Origin of the sequence: Mesorhizobium robiniae, assembly GCF_040545535.1 — a bacterium.
Lineage (GTDB): Bacteria > Pseudomonadota > Alphaproteobacteria > Rhizobiales > Rhizobiaceae > Mesorhizobium > Mesorhizobium robiniae.
In genome coordinates this window covers 1-18,528 of the sequence record NZ_JBEPMC010000015.1, presented here as the reverse complement: position 1 = coordinate 18,528, position 18,528 = coordinate 1, and the positions used below count along the sequence as shown (strand labels likewise).

The window sequence follows — 18,528 nt, the reverse complement described above, 5'->3', positions numbered from 1 at the left end:
TATCTTTGCGCTATCTTATCTCAAGATGTAATGCCGGCCAAGGCCGCAGATAGCGTCGGGGCTACGAAATGAAATTTCTCTGGGATTCAGCGCTCGGCCTTTTGGTCGTCACCGGCGGGCTGCTCGGCTTGACGCTGCCGTTCGGCAAGATCGCGACGGCAGCCGGCGTTTCCGCCATGGGCTGGGCCCTGGTCATCTCGCTCGGTGCCGGCGGCGTGCTCTTCTGCGCCTTGCTGCTGCGCGGACAGCGCATCCGGCTTACCCCGCACAGACTGCGCTATTTCTTCGTCACCGCGGCGGTGTCCTATGCCTTCCCCAATCTCTTGATGTTCTCGGCCATTCCGCATCTCGGCGCCGGCTACACCGGCATCATGTTCACGCTGTCGCCGGTGGTCACGCTGGTGTTTTCGATCCTGCTCGGCGTTCGCCGCCCCAATCTGCTTGGTGTCGTCGGTATTGCAGTCGGCTTTGTCGGTGCGGTGATGGTGGCGATGACGCGCGGCGAGGCCGGCCAGCCGGCCGAATTTTTCTGGGTGGCAGTGGGGCTGCTCATCCCGGTCAGCCTTGCCATCGGCAACATCTACCGCACGGTCGACTGGCCCGAAGGGACCGGACCGATCGAGCTTGCCGTCGGCAGCCATCTGGCAGCGGCTGCGCTGCTCCTCTGCGGCATCCTCACCCAGCAGGGCGGCGGTTCACTTGCTCCACTCAGCAATGTGCCGCTGGTGGTCGTCGGGCAGGTTGCGTCAGCCGCGGCGATGTTCGCCTTCTTCTTCCGGCTGCAGGCGGTCGGCGGCCCGGTCTATCTCAGCCAGATCGGCTATGTCGCGGCTGCGGTCGGGTTGTTTGCCGGCACGATCTTTCTCGGCGAACACTATCAATTGCTGACCTGGGCGGGTGCGGCCATCATCACCGCCGGCGTGTTCATCACCACCAAAGCGCAAAGCCAGGTCACCACAAAAACGCAAAACCAGACGGCGTGAGAAGGTGGCGGCGGGAGAAGGTTCAGTGATTTGGTGACAAGTTCAGGCGGATGCCTTCTCCGCCAGCACCATATAGTTGACGTCCATGTCCTTCGATCGCTGCCAGCGGTCGGCGAGCGGATTGTAGGTGACGCCGGTGCGGTCGATGATGGTCAGGCCAGCGCCGGCGAGCGCCTTCTCCAGCTCGTCGGGCCGCACCAGCTTGCCGAACTGGTGGGTGCCGCGCGGCAACCAGCGCAGCACATATTCGGCGCCGATGATGGCCAGACCCAGCGCCTTCAGCGTGCGATTGATGGTGGCGACGAACATGATTCCGCCGGGCTTGACCATCTCGCCGCACTTAGCCACGAACAGGTCGATGTCGGCGACATGCTCGACCACTTCCATGTTGAGGATGACGTCGAATTTCTCGCCGGCGTCGGCCAGATCCTCCGCCGTCGTGGCACGGTAATCCACCGTCACGCCGACCTCCGCCGCATGCAGCTTGGCCACTTCAATGTTGGTGGCGGATGCGTCGGCGCCGACCACCTCGGCGCCAAGCCGCGCCATCGGCTCGCACAACAGCCCGCCGCCGCAGCCGATGTCGAGGAAGCGCAGGCCCTCGAACGGCCGCGCCGCACGCGGGTCGCGGCCGAAGCGCGCCGCCACCTGATCGCGTATATAGGCAAGCCGGATCGGATTGAACTTATGCAGCGGGCGGAATTTGCCGTTCGGGTTCCACCATTCGGCGGCAAGGGCGGAAAAGCGCTCCACTTCTCCGGCATCGATCGTCGACCGTCTGGGTTCTGGCATGGTGTGTCTCCCGCAGACTCAAAAGTTCAGAGCGCGATCGGGTGCAAAACCGGATACGACTTTTGCTGATCACGCTCTGGTGCGCTAGGAAGTCGGTCGCGAGGCAGCGAATGTCAAGGCAGCAATTTCGCCTGTCGACAGGGCAGTGCTCACGATGCCAGGAGGCGCCGGCTGCGATCTGCCGGCATGTGGCAGCTTGCTTCGCCTTCCGTCGACCAACCGACGACTGGCGGCACGCCTTGCGAAACTCCAAGCATTTGGCTAAGGAGGCCGCGAATTCAGCGACCGGCCCGTCCGGACGCTCCCTTTCCGCTTTTCGGCCGTCGGCCCGGGCATCCAGTCAAAGGCATTTCGCTTCCATGGCGCGCATCGTGATGAAATTCGGCGGAACCTCCGTCGCCGACATCGCCCGCATCCGCAATGTGGCGCGCCACGTCAAACGCGAGGTCGATGCCGGCCATGAGGTGGCGGTGGTCGTCTCGGCAATGGCCGGCAAGACCAACGAACTGGTGCAATGGACGCGCGAAGCCTCGCCCATGCACGATGCACGCGAATATGACGCCGTCGTCGCCTCCGGCGAGCAGGTGACTGCCGGCCTGCTGGCGATCGCGCTGCAGAACATGGGCGTCCATGCCCGTTCCTGGCAGGGCTGGCAGATTCCGATCAAGACCGACAATGCCCATGGCGCGGCGCGTATTCTCGACATTGACGGCGCATTCCTGATCAAGCGCTTCGGCGAGGGCCAGGTGGCGGTGGTCGCCGGCTTCCAGGGCATCGGACCGGACAACCGCATCGCGACGCTCGGCCGCGGCGGTTCCGACACCAGCGCCGTCGCCATCGCCGCGGCGGTCAAGGCCGACCGATGCGACATCTATACCGATGTCGACGGGGTCTACACCACCGACCCCCGCATCGAGCCGAAGGCACGGCGGCTGGCCAAGATTTCCTTCGAGGAAATGCTTGAGATGGCCTCGCTCGGCGCCAAGGTCTTGCAGGTGCGTTCGGTCGAGCTTGCCATGGTGCACAGGGTGCGTACGTTCGTGCGGTCGTCCTTCGACGACCCCGACGCGCCCGGAATGGGGGATTTGCTCAATCCGCCCGGAACGCTTATTTGCGACGAGGAAGAGATCGTGGAACAGCAGGTCGTCACCGGAATTGCCTACGCCAAGGACGAAGCGCAGATTTCGTTGCGCCGTGTCGGCGACCGGCCGGGCGTCGCCGCCGGCATTTTCGGGCCGCTGGCCGAAGCCAATATCAATGTCGACATGATCGTCCAGAACATTTCGGAGGACGGCAAATTCACCGACATGACCTTCACCGTGCCGTCCGGCGATGTCGACAAGGCGCTTGGCGTGCTCGAGCGGATCAAGGCCACGATCGGTTATGACGTCGTACAGTCGGAAGCCGGCATGTCGAAGGTCTCGGTGATCGGCATCGGCATGAGGAGCCATGCGGGCGTCGCCGCCACCGCCTTCAAGGCGCTGGCCGACAAATCGATCAACATCCGCGCGATTACGACCTCCGAAATCAAGATTTCGATCCTGATCGACGGTCCCTACACCGAACTTGCAGTTCGCACTTTGCATTCCATCTACGGTCTGGATAAGCAGTAGCAGATTGCATCGGCCCGAAATCGACAGTCGATTCTCGGAAAGCACGATGCAGCGGACTGAAAGTCTTAGAGCGTCCTTTATGCGTCCAATCGGATGCACGGCGCTCTAATTGAGTTGTTGCGTGAGCGTCGGCCGCGGGAGAAACTGCGGCGGGCAAAATGTCCATTGGAGAACAAGCCGCGATGCGTGATACGGCCAGTGGCCCGCGCGTTTTGCTGAAACGGCTCCGCGAGCTCATGCAGGAGCCGCTGGAGCCGCAGGAGCGGCTCGACCGCATCGTGCGGGACATCGCCTCCAACATGGTCGCCGAAGTGTGCTCGCTCTATGTGCTGCGCGCCGATTCGGTGCTCGAACTCTATGCCACCGAAGGCCTGAACCCGAATGCCGTCCATTTGGCGCAGCTCAGGCTGGGGGAAGGCCTCGTCGGCACGATCGCGGCCTCAGCACGACCGCTCAATCTCTCGAACGCGCAGGAACATCCCGCCTTCGCCTACCTGCCGGAGACGGGGGAAGAGATTTACAATTCCTTCCTCGGCGTGCCGGTGCTCAGGGCAGGGCGCACGCTCGGCGTGCTGGTCGTCCAGAACAAGACCATGCGCCATTATCGCGACGACGAGGTCGAGGCGCTGGAAACGACGGCGATGGTGATTGCCGAGATGATCGCCACCGGCGACCTTGCGCGGCTGACCCGGCCCGGGCTCGAACTCGACCTGCGCCGCCCGGTGAGCTTTACCGGCCTGTCCTTCAACGAGGGCGTCGGGCTTGGCCATGTCGTGCTGCACGAGCCGCGCATCGTCGTCACCAATCTGTTCAACGAGGACAGCGACGAGGAGATCAGGCGGCTCGATGCATCCCTCGGTTCGCTCAGGCTCTCCATCGACGACATGCTGGAACGCCGCGAAGTCGCCTTCGAGGGCGAACATCGCCAGGTGCTCGAAGCCTATCGCATGTTCGCCAACGACAGCGGCTGGGTGCGCCGGCTGGAAGAGGCGATCCGCAACGGCCTGACGGCGGAAGCGGCGGTGGAAAAAGTGCAGAGCGACATGCGTGCCCGCATGCTGCACATGACCGATCCGTATCTGCGCGAGCGGATGAGCGATTTTGACGATCTCGCCAACCGGCTGCTGCGCCAGTTGATGGGGCGTGGGCCGGACGATGTCGCGACGTCGCTGCCGAAGGACGCCATCATCGTCGCCCGCTCAATGGGCGCCGCCGAGCTGCTCGATTATCCCAGAGACAAGCTGCGTGGCGTGGTGCTGGAGGATGGGGCCGCGACCAGCCACGTCGTCATCGTGGCGAGAGCCATGGGCATACCGGTCGCCGGCCAGATGAAGGGTGCCGTTTCCATGGCGGAAAACGGCGACGCCATCATTGTCGACGGCGAAGAAGGCGCGATCCATCTGCGCCCCCAGCCCGACCTCGAAGCCGCTTATGCCGAAAAGGTCCGCTTCCGGGCGCGGCGGCAGGAAGTCTATCGCGAACTGCGCAAGAAGCCGTCGGTGACCAAGGACGGCGTCCATGTCGATTTGTTGATGAATGCCGGCCTTGCCGTAGATCTGCCGCAGCTTACCGAGGCGGGCGCTGCCGGCATCGGCCTGTTCCGCACCGAGCTGCAATTCATGGTCGCCTCGACCTTTCCGCGTGCGGAAGCTCAGGAACGGCTCTACCGAGACGTGCTCGACGCGGCGCGCGGCAAGCCGGTGACCTTCCGCACCATCGACATCGGCGGCGACAAGGTGCTGCCTTACTTCAAGGACGTGGTCCAGGAAGAGAATCCGGCGCTCGGCTGGCGTGCCATCCGCCTGACGCTAGACCGGCCGGGCCTGTTGCGCACCCAGATCCGCGCGCTGCTGAAGGCCTGCGGCGGGCGTGAACTGAAGCTGATGCTGCCGATGGTGACGGAACTCGGCGAGATCGCACAGGCACGCGAAATCCTCGATCGCGAGGTGCGGCATCTGTCGCGTTTTGCCCATCATTTGCCGACCAGCCTGAAGCTCGGAGCCATGCTGGAAGTGCCTTCGCTGCTGTTCCAGCTCGACGAGCTGATGAAGGCGGTCGATTTCGTCTCGGTCGGCTCGAACGATCTGTTCCAGTTCGTCATGGCGGTCGATCGCGGCAATACGCAGCTCTCCGACCGCTTCGATACGCTGTCGACGCCGTTCCTGCGTGCTTTGAAGCAAATTGCCGACGCGGGCGTGCGCAACAACACGCCGGTGACCTTGTGCGGCGAGCTCGCCGGCAAGCCGATCTCGGCGATGGCGCTGATCGGTCTTGGCTACCGTTCGATCTCGATGTCGCCGGCCTCGATCGGTCCGGTCAAGGCGATGCTGACGGAACTGCCGCTGGCCGAACTGCAAGCATTTTTCGCCGACAATCTCATGGCGCCGTCCCAGAAGTTGCCGATGCGCGCGCTGCTGCAGGCCTTTGCCGACGACCGTTCTATACCGTTGTAGTAGTACCCCACCATGATCAACCTGCCCCGCGACCGTATGGATCAAGTCGTCAAGCGTTTCGACATGCTCGAGGCGCAGATGTCGGCCGGGCCGGCGGCGGACGCCTATGTCAGGATGGCGTCGGAATATGCCGACATCCAGGAAATGGTGGCAAAGATCAGGGCGCTGCGCACCGCCGAGCACGAACAGGCCGATCTGGAGGCGATGCTCGCCGACAAAAGTACCGATGCCGAAATGCGGGCATTGGCCGAGGCCGATCTGCCCGAGGTCAGGGAACGCATCGAAGCGCTGCAGAAGGACATCCAGATCCTGCTTCTGCCCAAGGATGCCGCCGATGACAAGAATGCCATCCTCGAAATCCGTGCCGGCACCGGCGGCGACGAGGCAGCTCTCTTTGCCGGCGACCTGTTTCGCATGTACGAACGCTACGCTGCGGCACGCGGCTGGCGTTTCGAGATGGTGTCGGCAAGCGACGGCGAGGTCGGCGGCTACAAGGAAATCATCGCCACCATTTCGGGCAAGGGGGTCTTTGCCCATCTGAAATTCGAATCCGGCGTGCATCGCGTGCAGCGCGTGCCGGCAACCGAGGCCGGCGGGCGCATCCACACCTCGGCGGCGACGGTTGCCGTGCTGCCCGAAGCGGAAGAGGTCGACATCGACATCAGGGCTGAAGACATCCGCATCGACACAATGCGCGCCTCGGGTTCGGGTGGCCAGCACGTCAACACCACCGATTCGGCGGTGCGCATCACCCATCTGCCGACCGGCATCATGGTGGTGCAGGCGGAGAAGTCGCAGCACCAGAACCGGGCGAAAGCCATGCAGATCCTGCGCGCCAGGCTTTATGACCTCGAGCGCAGTAAGGCCGACGAGGAACGCTCCGAATCGCGCAAGTCGCAGGTTGGTTCGGGTGATCGCTCGGAGCGCATCCGCACCTACAATTTCCCACAGGGTCGCGTCACCGACCATCGCATCAATCTGACGCTTTACAAGCTCGACCGGGTGATGATGGGCGAACTTGATGAGATCATCGACGCGCTGATGGCCGATCACCAGTCGAAGCTGCTCGCCGATATCGGCGTCGATGGCTGACAGTCTGCCTGGCATGCTGGGGCCGCTGCTTAAAGCGGCACGGGCACGCCTTGCTGCGGCCGCAGTCGCCGATCCGGCGCTGGATGCCAGGCTGATCGTCGAACATTTTTCCGGCACCACCCGCACGCAAGCCATCGCCGATCCCGAATGCAGGGTCGATGCCGGCGCCATTGTCGCGATCGATGCAGCGTTAAGACGGCGGATCGCCGGCGAGCCGGTGCATCGCATCCTCGGCCATCGCGAATTCTACGGCTTGCGCCTGTCGCTTTCACCGGAAACGCTGGAGCCGCGACCAGATACCGAAACGCTGGTCGAAGCAGTACTGCCCTTCGTGAAGACCACAGCAGAACGGGAAGGCGAATGCCGCATCCTCGATCTCGGCACCGGCACCGGCGCGATCGCACTGGCGCTGCTCAGCGCAGTTCCGGCGGCGCGCGCCACTGGGGTCGACATTTCGCAAGATGCGCTGGGCACCGCCATGCGCAATGCCGAGGAATTGGGGTTGGCCAGCCGGTTCCAGGTGCTCAAATCCGACTGGTTCGAAAAAGTTTTTGGCCGATACCATGTAATTGTCGCCAACCCTCCCTATATAGCGTCCATAGACATCGAAAATCTGCAGGACGAGGTCCGCGATTTCGATCCACGCCGAGCCCTTGATGGCGGCGTGGACGGTCTGAGTCCCTACAGGATCATCGCCGCCGAGGCGGCAGGTTTTTTGGAAGCCGAAGGCAGGATTGCGGTCGAGATAGGCCACACGCAACGCAAGGACGTCACGGACATATTCCTCCAAGCCGGCTACATGCCGGCAGGGGTATTCCGCGATCTTGGCGGAAACGACAGGGTTCTGATCTTTGAACTGACAAAGCCGTGATGCAGTGCGAAAAAACGCTTGGCAATGCCGGGGAATGCGGCTAGGGTCGCCTTAACCGGATGAGACGAAGCAGGCAGTGCTCTTAGCGATTCGGTTTCCTTGGAAATAGCTGCCTTCTTGCGCAAACGACGCCCAAGCTTCGTGCGGGAATCGTCCGACAAGTGATGTAACCGGAACAGGATGACACGTGGCGCCAACGCAATCGATGCGGGCGAACGCCGGTGAAGAGACGAAACGGCTGGCCGCATGAGCGCCTCCGTTCGTGAAGAATTTTCGAAAATTTCAAAATGAAGAGAGTCGAATGAGGCCACAACAGCAGAACAGGCGCATGCGCGGTCGCAACAACAACGGCGGCGGCAATAACAATAACAACAACCGCAAGGGCCCAAATCCCCTGACGCGCAACTACGAGAGCAACGGCCCGGACGTGAAGATCCGCGGATCGGCTCAGCAGATCGCCGAAAAATACGCAACCCTTGCCCGTGACGCGCAAAGCTCCGGCGACCGGGTGATGGCTGAGAATTATCTCCAGCATGCCGAGCACTACAATCGCATCATCGCTGCCGCGCAGGCGCAGCTTCCGATCCAAAGCGCTCAGCAGAACCGCGACGATTTCGACGAGGACGGCGACGACGACCGCGACGACTTCGACAACACCGGCAACAGCAACGTCGGTGAGACGGCGGCTCCGGTGGTCAACCACGGTGCCGGCCCGCAGCCGGTCATTGACGGCACGCCGGCCGAGTTGGCGTTCAACCAGGAAAACGGCCGCGACAACCGCGACAATGGCCGCGATAACGGTGGGCGCGACAACAATGGCGGCCGCCATCGCGACCGTCGCCCCAATGGCGGCTACGGCCAGAATGGCCAGCGCGGCGAATATGGTTCGCGCGGCGAGCAAGGCGGACAGCGCGGCGATCAGAACCGGCGCAACGAGACGCCGGTACAGAGCGAGACGCCCGTACAGGCGGAAGCTGTTTCCCCGGTCGAGCCTGTTTCTGTGCCCGAGCCCGCGCCGCAGTTCGAGAACTTCTCGCCGGCGGCTCTCGCTGCCCAGGCCGAGCTGAAGGAAGCGGCTGCCGAAAATGGCGTTGCCCGGCGTCCCAGGCGTCCGCGCCGCCCGCGTGTCAATGCCGATCAGGTGGACAGCAGCAATGACAATGCTGGCGCCGATAATTTGAATACAGCGCCGGCGGAAGACGCTGGTGGGGAGCCCGCCAGCGTCGACGTCAACAACTGATCGAGCAAGGCCTTCAGACATTTTGGACGGCGGAGAGAAATCTCCGCCGTTTTTGTTTTGCGCGCCTGTGGAATATTATGCGTCCACCATTATCGGGACGTCTTGAGGGTCCGTGGCATGCGCCCCATATCTCGCCTGAACAGGATCCGGCTCGATCGGGCGGGTCCGTCACCGCAATCTGATCCGGTGCCGCAAAGCGGGCCGGTGACGGAAGGAGACAGAGATGAACCTTGAAAAATACTCCGAGCGCGTGCGCGGCTTTATCCAGTCCGCGCAGACAATGGCGCTCTCACGTAACCATCAGCAGTTCACCCCTGAACATATACTGAAAGTGCTCGTCGACGACGATGAGGGCCTGGCCGCGTCGTTGATCGAGCGCGCCGGCGGCAGCGTTCGCGACGTCAAGCTTGGCGTCGAGACGGCACTTGAGGCAATGCCCAAGGTGGAGGGCGGCAACGGCCAGCTTTATCTGGCGCAGCCGCTGGCCAAAGTGTTTTCGACCGCCGAGGAACTGGCCAAGAAGGCCGGCGACAGTTTCGTCACGGTCGAGCGGCTGCTGACGGCGCTGGCGGTCGAGAAATCCGCCAAGACCGCCGATATCCTGACCAAAGCCGGTGTGACACCACAGGCGCTGAACCAGGTGATCAATGAGGTCCGCAAGGGCCGCACCGCCGATTCGGCGAGCGCCGAGCAGGGCTATGATGCGCTGAAGAAGTATGCGCGCGATCTCACCGCCGACGCCCGCGCCGGCAAGCTCGACCCGGTCATCGGCCGCGATGACGAGATCCGCCGCACCATCCAGGTGCTGTCGCGCCGCACCAAAAACAATCCGGTGCTGATCGGCGAACCCGGCGTTGGCAAGACCGCGATCGCCGAAGGGCTAGCGTTGCGCATCGTCAATGGCGACGTGCCGGAATCGCTCAAGGACAAGCAGCTGATGGCGCTCGACATGGGGTCGTTGATCGCCGGTGCCAAATATCGCGGCGAATTCGAGGAGCGGCTGAAGGCGGTGCTTTCGGAAGTTACCGCTGCCGCTGGCGGCATTATCCTGTTCATCGACGAGATGCACACGCTGGTCGGGGCCGGCAAGGCGGATGGCGCCATGGATGCCTCAAACCTGTTGAAGCCGGCGCTGGCACGCGGCGAACTGCACTGCGTCGGCGCGACGACGCTCGATGAGTACCGCAAGCATGTTGAGAAGGACGCAGCCCTTGCCCGCCGCTTCCAGCCGGTCTTCGTCAATGAGCCGACTGTCGAAGACACCGTCTCCATCCTGCGCGGCCTGAAGGAAAAATACGAGCAGCACCACAAGGTGCGCATCTCGGATTCGGCGCTGGTCGCGGCAGCGTCGCTGTCCAACCGCTATATCGCCGACCGGTTCCTGCCGGACAAGGCGATCGACCTTGTCGACGAGGCCGCGTCGCGGCTGCGGATGCAGGTCGATTCGAAGCCCGAAGCGCTGGACGAGATCGACCGCCGTGTCATGCAGCTCAAGATCGAGCGTGAGGCGCTGAAGGTCGAGAAGGACGATGCGTCGAAGGACCGGCTCGCCCGCCTCGAAAAGGACCTTTCCGCCCTGGAGGAAGAATCGACCGAGCTCACCTCGAAGTGGCAGGCCGAGAAGCAGAAGCTCGGGCTCGCGGCGGACCTGAAGAAGCAGCTCGACGAAGCGCGCAACGAGCTCGCCATTGCCCAGCGCAAGGGTGAATTCCAGCGCGCCGGCGAGCTGGCCTACGGCAAGATTCCGGAACTCGAGAAGAAGCTGACGCAGGCCGAGGCGCAAGACGGCAAGGTCGGCATGGTCGAGGAGGTGGTCACCCCCGATCACGTCGCCCATATCGTGTCGCGCTGGACCGGCATTCCGGTCGACAAGATGCTGCAGGGCGAGCGTGACAAGCTGCTGCGCATGGAAGACGAGATCGGCAAGCGCGTCGTCGGCCAGGGCGAGGCCGTGCAGGCCGTGTCGAAAGCCGTCCGCCGTGCCCGCGCCGGCCTGCAGGATCCGAACCGGCCGATCGGCTCGTTCATGTTCCTCGGGCCGACGGGCGTCGGCAAGACCGAGCTGACCAAGGCGCTCGCCAGCTTCCTGTTCGACGACGAGAGCGCCATGGTGCGCATCGACATGTCGGAATTCATGGAGAAGCACTCGGTCGCCCGGCTGATCGGCGCGCCTCCCGGCTATGTCGGCTATGAGGAAGGCGGCGCGCTGACTGAAGCGGTGCGGCGCCGGCCCTACCAGGTCGTGCTGTTCGACGAGATCGAGAAGGCACATCCCGATGTCTTCAACGTGCTGCTGCAGGTGCTCGACGACGGCCGCCTGACCGATGGACAAGGCCGCACGGTCGATTTCCGCAACACGCTGATCATCATGACGTCGAACCTCGGCGCCGAATATCTGGTCAATCTCGGCGAGAACCAGGACGTCGATGACGTGCGCGACGAGGTGATGAGCGTGGTCAGGGCGTCGTTTCGGCCGGAGTTCCTCAACCGCGTCGACGAGGTGATCCTGTTCCACCGGCTGCGCCGGCAGGATATGGGCCGCATCGTCGAGATCCAGCTCAAGCGGCTGGAAAATCTGCTCGTCGATCGCAAGATCACGCTTTCGCTGGACCAGGAGGCGGTCGACTGGCTGGCGGCCAAGGGCTACGATCCGGCCTATGGCGCGCGGCCGCTGAAGCGGGTGATGCAGAAGGAACTGCAGGACCCGCTGGCGGAAAAAATCCTGCTCGGCGACATCCTCGACGGTTCGACCGTCAAGGTCACCGCAGGTTCCGACCGGTTGAACTTCCGCTCGAAGCCGACGGTCATGGCGACCGAGGCGGCTGCCTGATCCGAGCAGGCTTGCATAAAATGGCGGGGCGCAGATGACGCTGGATGACTACAACGGCTTCTGCGCTTCGCTGCCTGCGACGACCCACGTCGTCCAATGGGGCGGCGCCCATGTCTGGAAGGTCGGTGCCAAGGTGTTTGCCATCGGCGGTTGGAGCGAGGGGAAGGAGCCGTTCGTCACCTTCAAATGCTCCGACATCGCTTATGACATCTTGAAGGAACAGCCGGGCCTTCGGCCCGCGCCCTATCTTGCGTCACGCGGCATGAAATGGATCCAGCGCCAGACAAATCAAAGCATGGACGATGACGCGCTGAAGGACTATTTGCGCGAAAGCCATCGCCTTGTCGTCCTCAAGCTGACGAAACAGGCGCGCAAGGAATTGGGACTTACCGCCAGCTAGTGTTCTTGCTCGCCAGAAATCCGCCATCTTCATGCCCGGTTCATGTTGGAACCTTATGGTCGCCAACTGATTTGCTGGCGAAGGGGTTGGTATATCTCATCGGCCCGAAAACCGAATTCGATTTTCGGAAAGCGCGATGCGGAGATTTAGAGTGTTAGAGCGTCCTTTGCGCGTCCGGAAGGACGCGCGGCGCTCTAACGAGACTATGCCGGGCGGCGGCAATTACGGACCGGAGAATTTGGGCAACATGTTCCGCACGATCTTCACCCTTTCGGCGCTCGCCGCCGGGCTGCTTTCTTCGAGCGCAATGGCCGCGCCGACGGAAGACATCGCGCCGCGATCTGCCCGTGCGGCCGATGACGGCGGTGTGCTGGTCGCCCAGAACGGCGATTTCGACGTCTATTACGACGCCAGGGGAAACCGCGTCATCGTCGATGCGGAAACCGGCAAGGTCCTTGCCATCCAGCCGCCGCAGACCAGGTTCGACCGCCGTGCGCTGCGCCGCGAGGGCTCGCGCAATCTCGGACCGGTCGAGGACGACAGCTATTATCTCGACGGGGAAGACACGGCACGTTTGCGCCGCAGGCAATTGGAAGAGGAAGGCTTGATCGTCGTGCCGCCCGACGAATATGATCCCTACAACGACAATTCGGTGGAAGCTTTTCCCGAAGCCCCGCGGGATGATGGCTATGGCGATAATTATCCGGAAGCGCCGCAGCCGCGCACCGTCAAGCGCCAGCCGCTCGACGAGGCTTCGATCGAACCGGTCGAGCCGACGGCGCCGGGCGATCAGGCGGCACTGCCGCCAAAGGTCGGCGGCAAAACCGTCACCGATCCGTCGCTATCACTCGGTGCACGCCAGGATGTCGCGGCGTTGCAAGTGCTGCTCGACCGCGCCGGCGCTTCGCCCGGCGTCGTCGACGGGCGCTTCGGCTCGAATGTCGACAAGGCGCTCGCCGCCTACAACGAGATCACCGGCAGCAATCTGCGGTCGACCGATGTGGTCGGCATCCAGGCGGCGCTCGAGCAATCCGGCGGCGATGCCTTCGCCTCCTACGCCATCACCCCCGAAGACGCGGCCGGCCCCTATGTCGCCTCGGTGCCGGAAGACTACAGCCAGAAGGCGCAACTCGAGCGGCTGAGCTACACCTCCGTCACCGAAGCGCTGGCCGAGCGGTTCCACATGGACGAGAACTATCTGAAGGCGCTCAATCCGGAAGCCAATTTCAACCGTCCCGGCACGATCATCAAGGTCGCCAATTTTGGCAGGCTGGTAGCGAAGCCGGTGGCGAACATCATCGCCGACAAGGGCAAGAAGCAGGTCCGCGCCTATGACGCATCGGGCAAGCTGATCGCGGCCTATCCAGCCACCATCGGCTCGGCGGACACGCCTTCGCCCACCGGCACGCATGCGGTGTCGCGGGTCGCGTTGGATCCGAACTACACCTACAACCCGAACATCAATTTCAAGCAGGGCGAAAACGACAAGATCCTGACCATCCCGCCAGGCCCGAACGGCCCCGTCGGCTCGGTCTGGATCGCGCTGGACAAGCCGACCTACGGCATTCACGGCACACCCGATCCCTCAAAGATCGGCAAGACCGAAAGCCATGGCTGCGTGCGGCTGACCAATTGGGACGCGCGCGAGCTGGCAAAAATCGTGTCGCCGGGCGTCACGGTGGAATTCATCGACTGAACGCTGTCGGCAAGGAGCCGTGATCGGTGCCATAAAGGCCCCGATCCTGTTCTGGTTTCAACGACAGCAATCCTCTGGCCGGTTGTTGCCGGCGGACCGGGGGTCTAAGCAGGCTGCATGAAGTCTCCAAGCGAAGCCGCTGCCATCTCCCTGACCGGCTCTCTTCGGGCCGATACGTTTTGCCCGCAATCGCGGCGCAGGTTCGTGCTGATCGCGGCGATCCTGGCCTCAGCGCTCGGCTTCATCGACGGTTCGATCCTGGCCATCGCCACACCGGCGATCCGCGTCGACCTCGGCGCCAGTTTCGCTGAGGCGCAGTGGATTTCAAACTCCTATGCGCTGACGCTTTCGGCGCTCATCCTTGTCGGCGGCGCCGCCGGCGACCGTTTTGGCCTGCGGCATGCTTTCGTGGCAGGCATCGCGCTGTTCATTGCCGCCTCGCTTGCCTGCGCGGTGGCGCCGAACCCGCCAGTGCTCATTGCCTTCCGCGCCGTTCAGGGCATCGGTGCCGCCATCATGGTGCCGGGCAGCCTCGCCATTATCGCCAAGGCCTATCCGAAGAAGGAGCGCGGCAGGGCGATCGGCATCTGGGCGGCGGCCTCGGCGCTAACGACGGCGCTTGGCCCGGTGCTGGGCGGCGTTGTCTTGTCGGCCTTCGGCGATGGTATCTGGCGGGCGATCTTCGCGATCAATCTGCCGCTTGGACTTCTCTCGATCTATCTCCTGCTCGCCAAGGTCCCGGCCGACGCTCCGACGGAAAAGCGCAGCCTCGATCTCGGTGGCGCTGCACTCGCCACCTTGGCGTTCGGGGCGCTTGCCTACGGCTTGACTTCGATGAGCGCAGAGGGCGAGGGGCAAATGTCGGGCCCGAGCATTGCCGCCGGCGCGGTGCTGCTCGTCTTGTTCATCGTCTTCGAGCGCCGGCAGCGCGAACCGATGATCGATCTCTCGCTGTTTCGGGTCGGCGCCTTCGCCGGCGCCAATGTGGCGACCTTCTTCCTCTATTTCGCGCTGTCGGCCAATCTGTTCTACCTGCCGATGCTGCTCATCGCCGGATGGGGGCTGAGCACGGCTGAGGTCGGTTTCATCTTCCTGCCGCTGTCGGCGCTGATCGCGCTTTTATCGGGGCCGATCGGCCACTGGTCCGACCGGATCGGTCCGCGTTTTCCGATCGCCAGCGGCAGTCTCGTGGTCGCTGTTGCCTTTGCCGGGCTTGCCTGGCTGGCCTATGCCGGGATCCACAGTTTCTGGTGGGGAGTGTTTCCGTTGATGGCGCTGATGGGGCTCGGCATGGCGCTGGTCGTGTCGCCGCTGTCGACCGCGATCATGACGGCGGTCGATGACAAGGATACGGGTGCTGCTTCGGGAATCAACAATGCCGTCTCGCGCATTGGCGGCCTGATCGCAGTGGCGGCGATGGGATCATTGGCGGCCTGGGTCTATGCCGCAGCGCTGAACACCGGTGCCGCATCCGGCATTCCGGGTTTCGGCGAACCGGCGCCGGCCGGTCTGGCGCCGGATCTCGATGCAGCAAGGCTCGCCGCCAACGATGCAGCTTTCGCAGCGGTCGCCCTGGTAACTGCGCTGCTTTGCCTGCTCTCGGCGATCGTGGCGTGGATGACCGTTTCAGGCGAGCGACTGCCCTGGTCGCGCCGATCCGAGAATCCGCAAGGCTGAAGAGCCCGAAGGCTCCAAAGTCGGCTCAGCCTTCGATCTTGGCGCTCGCGACCTTCAGCGAATCACTGTCTTCCTGCTTGAGCAGATCATCGATGCGCCCGCGCTCGCGCTTGAAGGCGACGAGATCGTCGCCTTTCAGCACCTTGCCGACCGGCAGGCGAACGCGCATCGGGTCGACCTTGGTACCGTTGACGATCAGCTCGTAGTGGAGATGCGGACCGGTGGCGAGACCGGTCTGGCCGAGAAAGCCGATGGTCTGGCCTTGGCGGACGCGCACACCCGGTGCGATGCCTTTGGCAAAAGCGCTCTGGTGATTGTAGGAGGTCTCGTAGCCATTGGCGTGGCGGATGATGATCTGCTTGCCATAGCCGCCGGCCCAGCCGGCCTTCTCGACGACACCGTTGCCGGCGGCGATGATCGGCGTGCCGATCGAGGCCGACCAATCGACGCCGGTATGCATGCGCACATAGCCGAGGATCGGATGCCTGCGGGCACCGAAGCCGGAGCGGAACTTTCCTGCGGGCAGGGGATTGCGCAGCAGGAATTGCTGAGCGCTGCGGCCGTCTCCGTCGAAATAGTCGGTGCTGCCGTCCTGCATCTGGAACCGGTAGAAATTGCGAGTCGTGCCGCCGAATGTCGCCGAGACATAGAGCAGTTCGGATTCGTCGGATGCCCGGTCGTCGCCGTCCGGCTGCGAGAACAGCACCTCGATGCGGTCCGACGGATTGAGCCGTGACTGGAAGTCGACACCTGAGGCCAGGAGCTTGATCAGCCGTTTGGTCATCGCCTTGGACATGCCGTAGGAGTAGGCGGCGCGGTAGATGCCATCGTAGACGTTGGGCAGATTGCCGCGCACCACCGGTGCGGGCGAATCGTCGAATGCGGTCGCCAATTCGGGATTGGGCTCCGGCTCCTGCGCCGGTACATATTGGCCGTGATCGTCGAGCGCGATGGTGACGATATGCTGCGTCCTGTCATAGATGCCGGTGCGAACGACTTTGGCGGCGTCGCCATGGATCTCGAGCCCGACGCGCAGCACGGTTCCCGCCTTGAGTGCTGTCGCATTCAGCAATTTGGCGATCGCCTCGGCCATGCCCGTGGCGTCGTCGCCCGTATAGCCCGAATCGGCGAAGGCCTCGACTATGTCGCGATCCCTGGTGAAGGGGATGATTTCCTCGGCGAAAGCCGGCGCCTGGTCGTCGGGGGCAGCGCGCAGCGACACCGAGACGTTTTCCGGGATGATCCTGACATCGTAGGAGCCGGCCATGCTTTCGGCGAATGCGTCGCCGAATCGCTGCGGGTCGACATAATGCAGCGATGCGACCTGCACCGCGCCGTCGCTTAGACCGGTGCCGGCCTCACGCACCACCTTTTCCACCTCGTCGGCGGACAAGTCACTCTTTTCGTCGAAGGCCGCCGTCTCGATCGGAAAATCGACCGTCTTCAGGCTCATCTCGCTTTCGACCTTGGCGCCATAGATCTGGCCGGCGGCGGCGGTCGCCGGCTGGTCGGCATTGCCGTCGCGATCGTCGCCGAACACCTGCATCGGATCGAACGGCGGATAGGCGCGGCTGGTCGCGTGCCCGGCGGCAAGCGCCATCTTGATCTGCACGAAAGGCATGGTGTGGATGACGTCGCGGTCGCCGACCTTGGTCACCATCGACACTTCCATGCGCCGTCGGTCCTTGGCCTTGGCGATCTGGCGCGGCGCCACCAGCCTGGTGGTCTTGGCGATCTCGCCGGAATCGTCGCCTGTTGCAAGGCTGATCAGTTCGGCGATCTCGGGCGGCGTTGCCAGTTGCTGACGGCCGTCGAGGGCCGCGAATAGCGCCACGCCCATTAGCACGCTCGACGTTACGCCAGTAAGAAACGTGCCCGACAGCCAGCGTGCCGAAACCTCGCGCCGGTCGGGTGGGCCACTGCGACCGTCCGCAATCAGCGGCGGCTCGTTGCCGAGTTCGGCTATGACATTTTCCGTATCTGGCATCCAGAAAGGCTGCTTCTTCCCCGGGCGGGACGGCTTGTCGCTTTTGTTGTGGCCATGACATTTGCCTGTCACGGCGGGCGAAGTCAACGAAGCGCCTGGCCTCGGCCGAAATCCCCAATCACACTTTTCTCTGAGTGGCTCTCTATAGTCTCTTATTAAGGGCGCCGCGCCGACGGTGCGTACGCCCGCTTTGTTGGCCTTGGTGTCAAACCGCAATGCGGCGGCAATAGGGCTCCGGCGTGGTGGTTGGGCCTTGTTATCCCCATGCCGCCGCGGAAGTCGGCTACCGAAAATCCTTTGTCGCAAAAAATTCAAAAAAGATTGAAATGGTTGTTGACAGTTTGGAGGGGCGCCGACTATATACGCCTCACCAACGAGGGCGGCGCGCCGCTGGCGACGAAGAAGTTCGCTTCTAGATCTGCCCTTTGCGAAATTCAAGAGAGCCGCGTGAGCGACACTCGAACGGCCCCGAGCCACAAGCGTAGGGGTCACGACATTGCGTCTGCGATGTCTGTTCTTTGACAATTGAATATTGAAGAAAGAGAAACGTGGGCGGCAGAGTCCTGCTGAACCTTTGATCCCGCCAGGGGTTGGAGGTTCGAACGAGACTTTGGCGGACACGTTTTGAGAGAATAAGTCTACCAAGACACGCAAGTGTCCAGGTGTGAATGTTCTCGTCAATTCAAAGCGTGACCAGATAAAGCCAAATCAAAGTCTTACTAAACTTGAGAGTTTGATCCTGGCTCAGAACGAACGCTGGCGGCAGGCTTAACACATGCAAGTCGAGCGCCCCGCAAGGGGAGCGGCAGACGGGTGAGTAACGCGTGGGAATCTACCCATCTCTACGGAACAACTCCGGGAAACTGGAGCTAATACCGTATACGTCCTTTTGGA

At 63.0% G+C, this 18,528-nt stretch carries 12 protein-coding genes and 1 rRNA gene; 11 read left to right on the top strand and 2 right to left on the bottom strand.

Features of this window, described 5'->3' with window-relative positions:
- Positions 1-68: 68 nt before the first annotated feature.
- The gene (locus tag ABID19_RS29970) at positions 69-983 is read left to right on the top strand and encodes a DMT family transporter (RefSeq protein WP_354494197.1); all 915 of its coding nucleotides are present in this window, start codon (positions 69-71) and stop codon (positions 981-983) included.
- A gap of 42 nt (positions 984-1,025) precedes the next feature.
- Here the strand turns inward: ABID19_RS29970 and ubiG are convergent, their stop codons facing one another.
- Positions 1,026-1,775: a bifunctional 2-polyprenyl-6-hydroxyphenol methylase/3-demethylubiquinol 3-O-methyltransferase UbiG gene (gene ubiG / locus ABID19_RS29965; protein ID WP_354494196.1), complete on the bottom strand. Its 750-nt coding sequence runs from the start codon at positions 1,773-1,775 to the stop codon at positions 1,026-1,028.
- Positions 1,776-2,134: 359 nt separating this feature from the next.
- Here ubiG and ABID19_RS29960 point away from each other — a divergent pair, with 359 nt between their 5' ends.
- The 9 genes from ABID19_RS29960 (at position 2,135) to ABID19_RS29920 (ending at position 15,647) form a co-directional block, all read left to right on the top strand.
- Positions 2,135-3,388 carry an aspartate kinase gene (locus ABID19_RS29960; protein ID WP_352937366.1) on the top strand — a complete coding sequence of 418 codons (1,254 nt, stop codon included), beginning with the start codon at positions 2,135-2,137 and terminating at the stop codon, positions 3,386-3,388.
- A gap of 182 nt (positions 3,389-3,570) precedes the next feature.
- Positions 3,571-5,841, top strand: coding sequence for a phosphoenolpyruvate--protein phosphotransferase (gene ptsP, locus ABID19_RS29955; protein ID WP_354494195.1), 2,271 nt, complete (start codon positions 3,571-3,573; stop codon positions 5,839-5,841).
- Between the two features lie 12 nt (positions 5,842-5,853).
- Positions 5,854-6,933: a peptide chain release factor 1 gene (gene prfA, locus ABID19_RS29950; RefSeq protein WP_354494194.1), complete on the top strand. Its 1,080-nt coding sequence runs from the start codon at positions 5,854-5,856 to the stop codon at positions 6,931-6,933.
- Positions 6,926-7,804: a peptide chain release factor N(5)-glutamine methyltransferase gene (prmC, locus tag ABID19_RS29945; RefSeq protein ID WP_354494193.1), complete on the top strand. Its 879-nt coding sequence runs from the start codon at positions 6,926-6,928 to the stop codon at positions 7,802-7,804. Before prfA ends, prmC begins: the two co-directional genes overlap by 8 nt.
- A gap of 301 nt (positions 7,805-8,105) precedes the next feature.
- Entirely contained in the window at positions 8,106-9,044 is a 939-nt protein-coding gene (locus ABID19_RS29940; RefSeq protein WP_354494192.1) for a DUF4167 domain-containing protein, read from the top strand.
- A gap of 223 nt (positions 9,045-9,267) precedes the next feature.
- On the top strand, positions 9,268-11,874 hold the full coding sequence (clpB, locus tag ABID19_RS29935) for an ATP-dependent chaperone ClpB (RefSeq protein ID WP_354494191.1): 2,607 nt from the start codon (positions 9,268-9,270) through the stop codon (positions 11,872-11,874).
- A gap of 34 nt (positions 11,875-11,908) precedes the next feature.
- Positions 11,909-12,274, top strand: coding sequence for an MmcQ/YjbR family DNA-binding protein (locus tag ABID19_RS29930; protein ID WP_354494190.1), 366 nt, complete (start codon positions 11,909-11,911; stop codon positions 12,272-12,274).
- Between the two features lie 247 nt (positions 12,275-12,521).
- Positions 12,522-13,970: a L,D-transpeptidase family protein gene (locus tag ABID19_RS29925; protein ID WP_354494306.1), complete on the top strand. Its 1,449-nt coding sequence runs from the start codon at positions 12,522-12,524 to the stop codon at positions 13,968-13,970.
- A 117-nt stretch (positions 13,971-14,087) separates the two neighbouring features.
- Positions 14,088-15,647 carry an MFS transporter gene (locus tag ABID19_RS29920; protein WP_354494189.1) on the top strand — a complete coding sequence of 520 codons (1,560 nt, stop codon included), beginning with the start codon at positions 14,088-14,090 and terminating at the stop codon, positions 15,645-15,647.
- A 25-nt stretch (positions 15,648-15,672) separates the two neighbouring features.
- Here the strand turns inward: ABID19_RS29920 and ABID19_RS29915 are convergent, their stop codons facing one another.
- Positions 15,673-17,634, bottom strand: a complete 1,962-nt coding sequence (locus tag ABID19_RS29915) for a M23 family metallopeptidase (protein ID WP_354494188.1) — start codon at positions 17,632-17,634, stop codon at positions 15,673-15,675.
- Between the two features lie 721 nt (positions 17,635-18,355).
- Here ABID19_RS29915 and ABID19_RS29910 point away from each other — a divergent pair.
- Positions 18,356-18,528, top strand: a 16S ribosomal RNA gene (locus ABID19_RS29910); the annotation flags it as partial.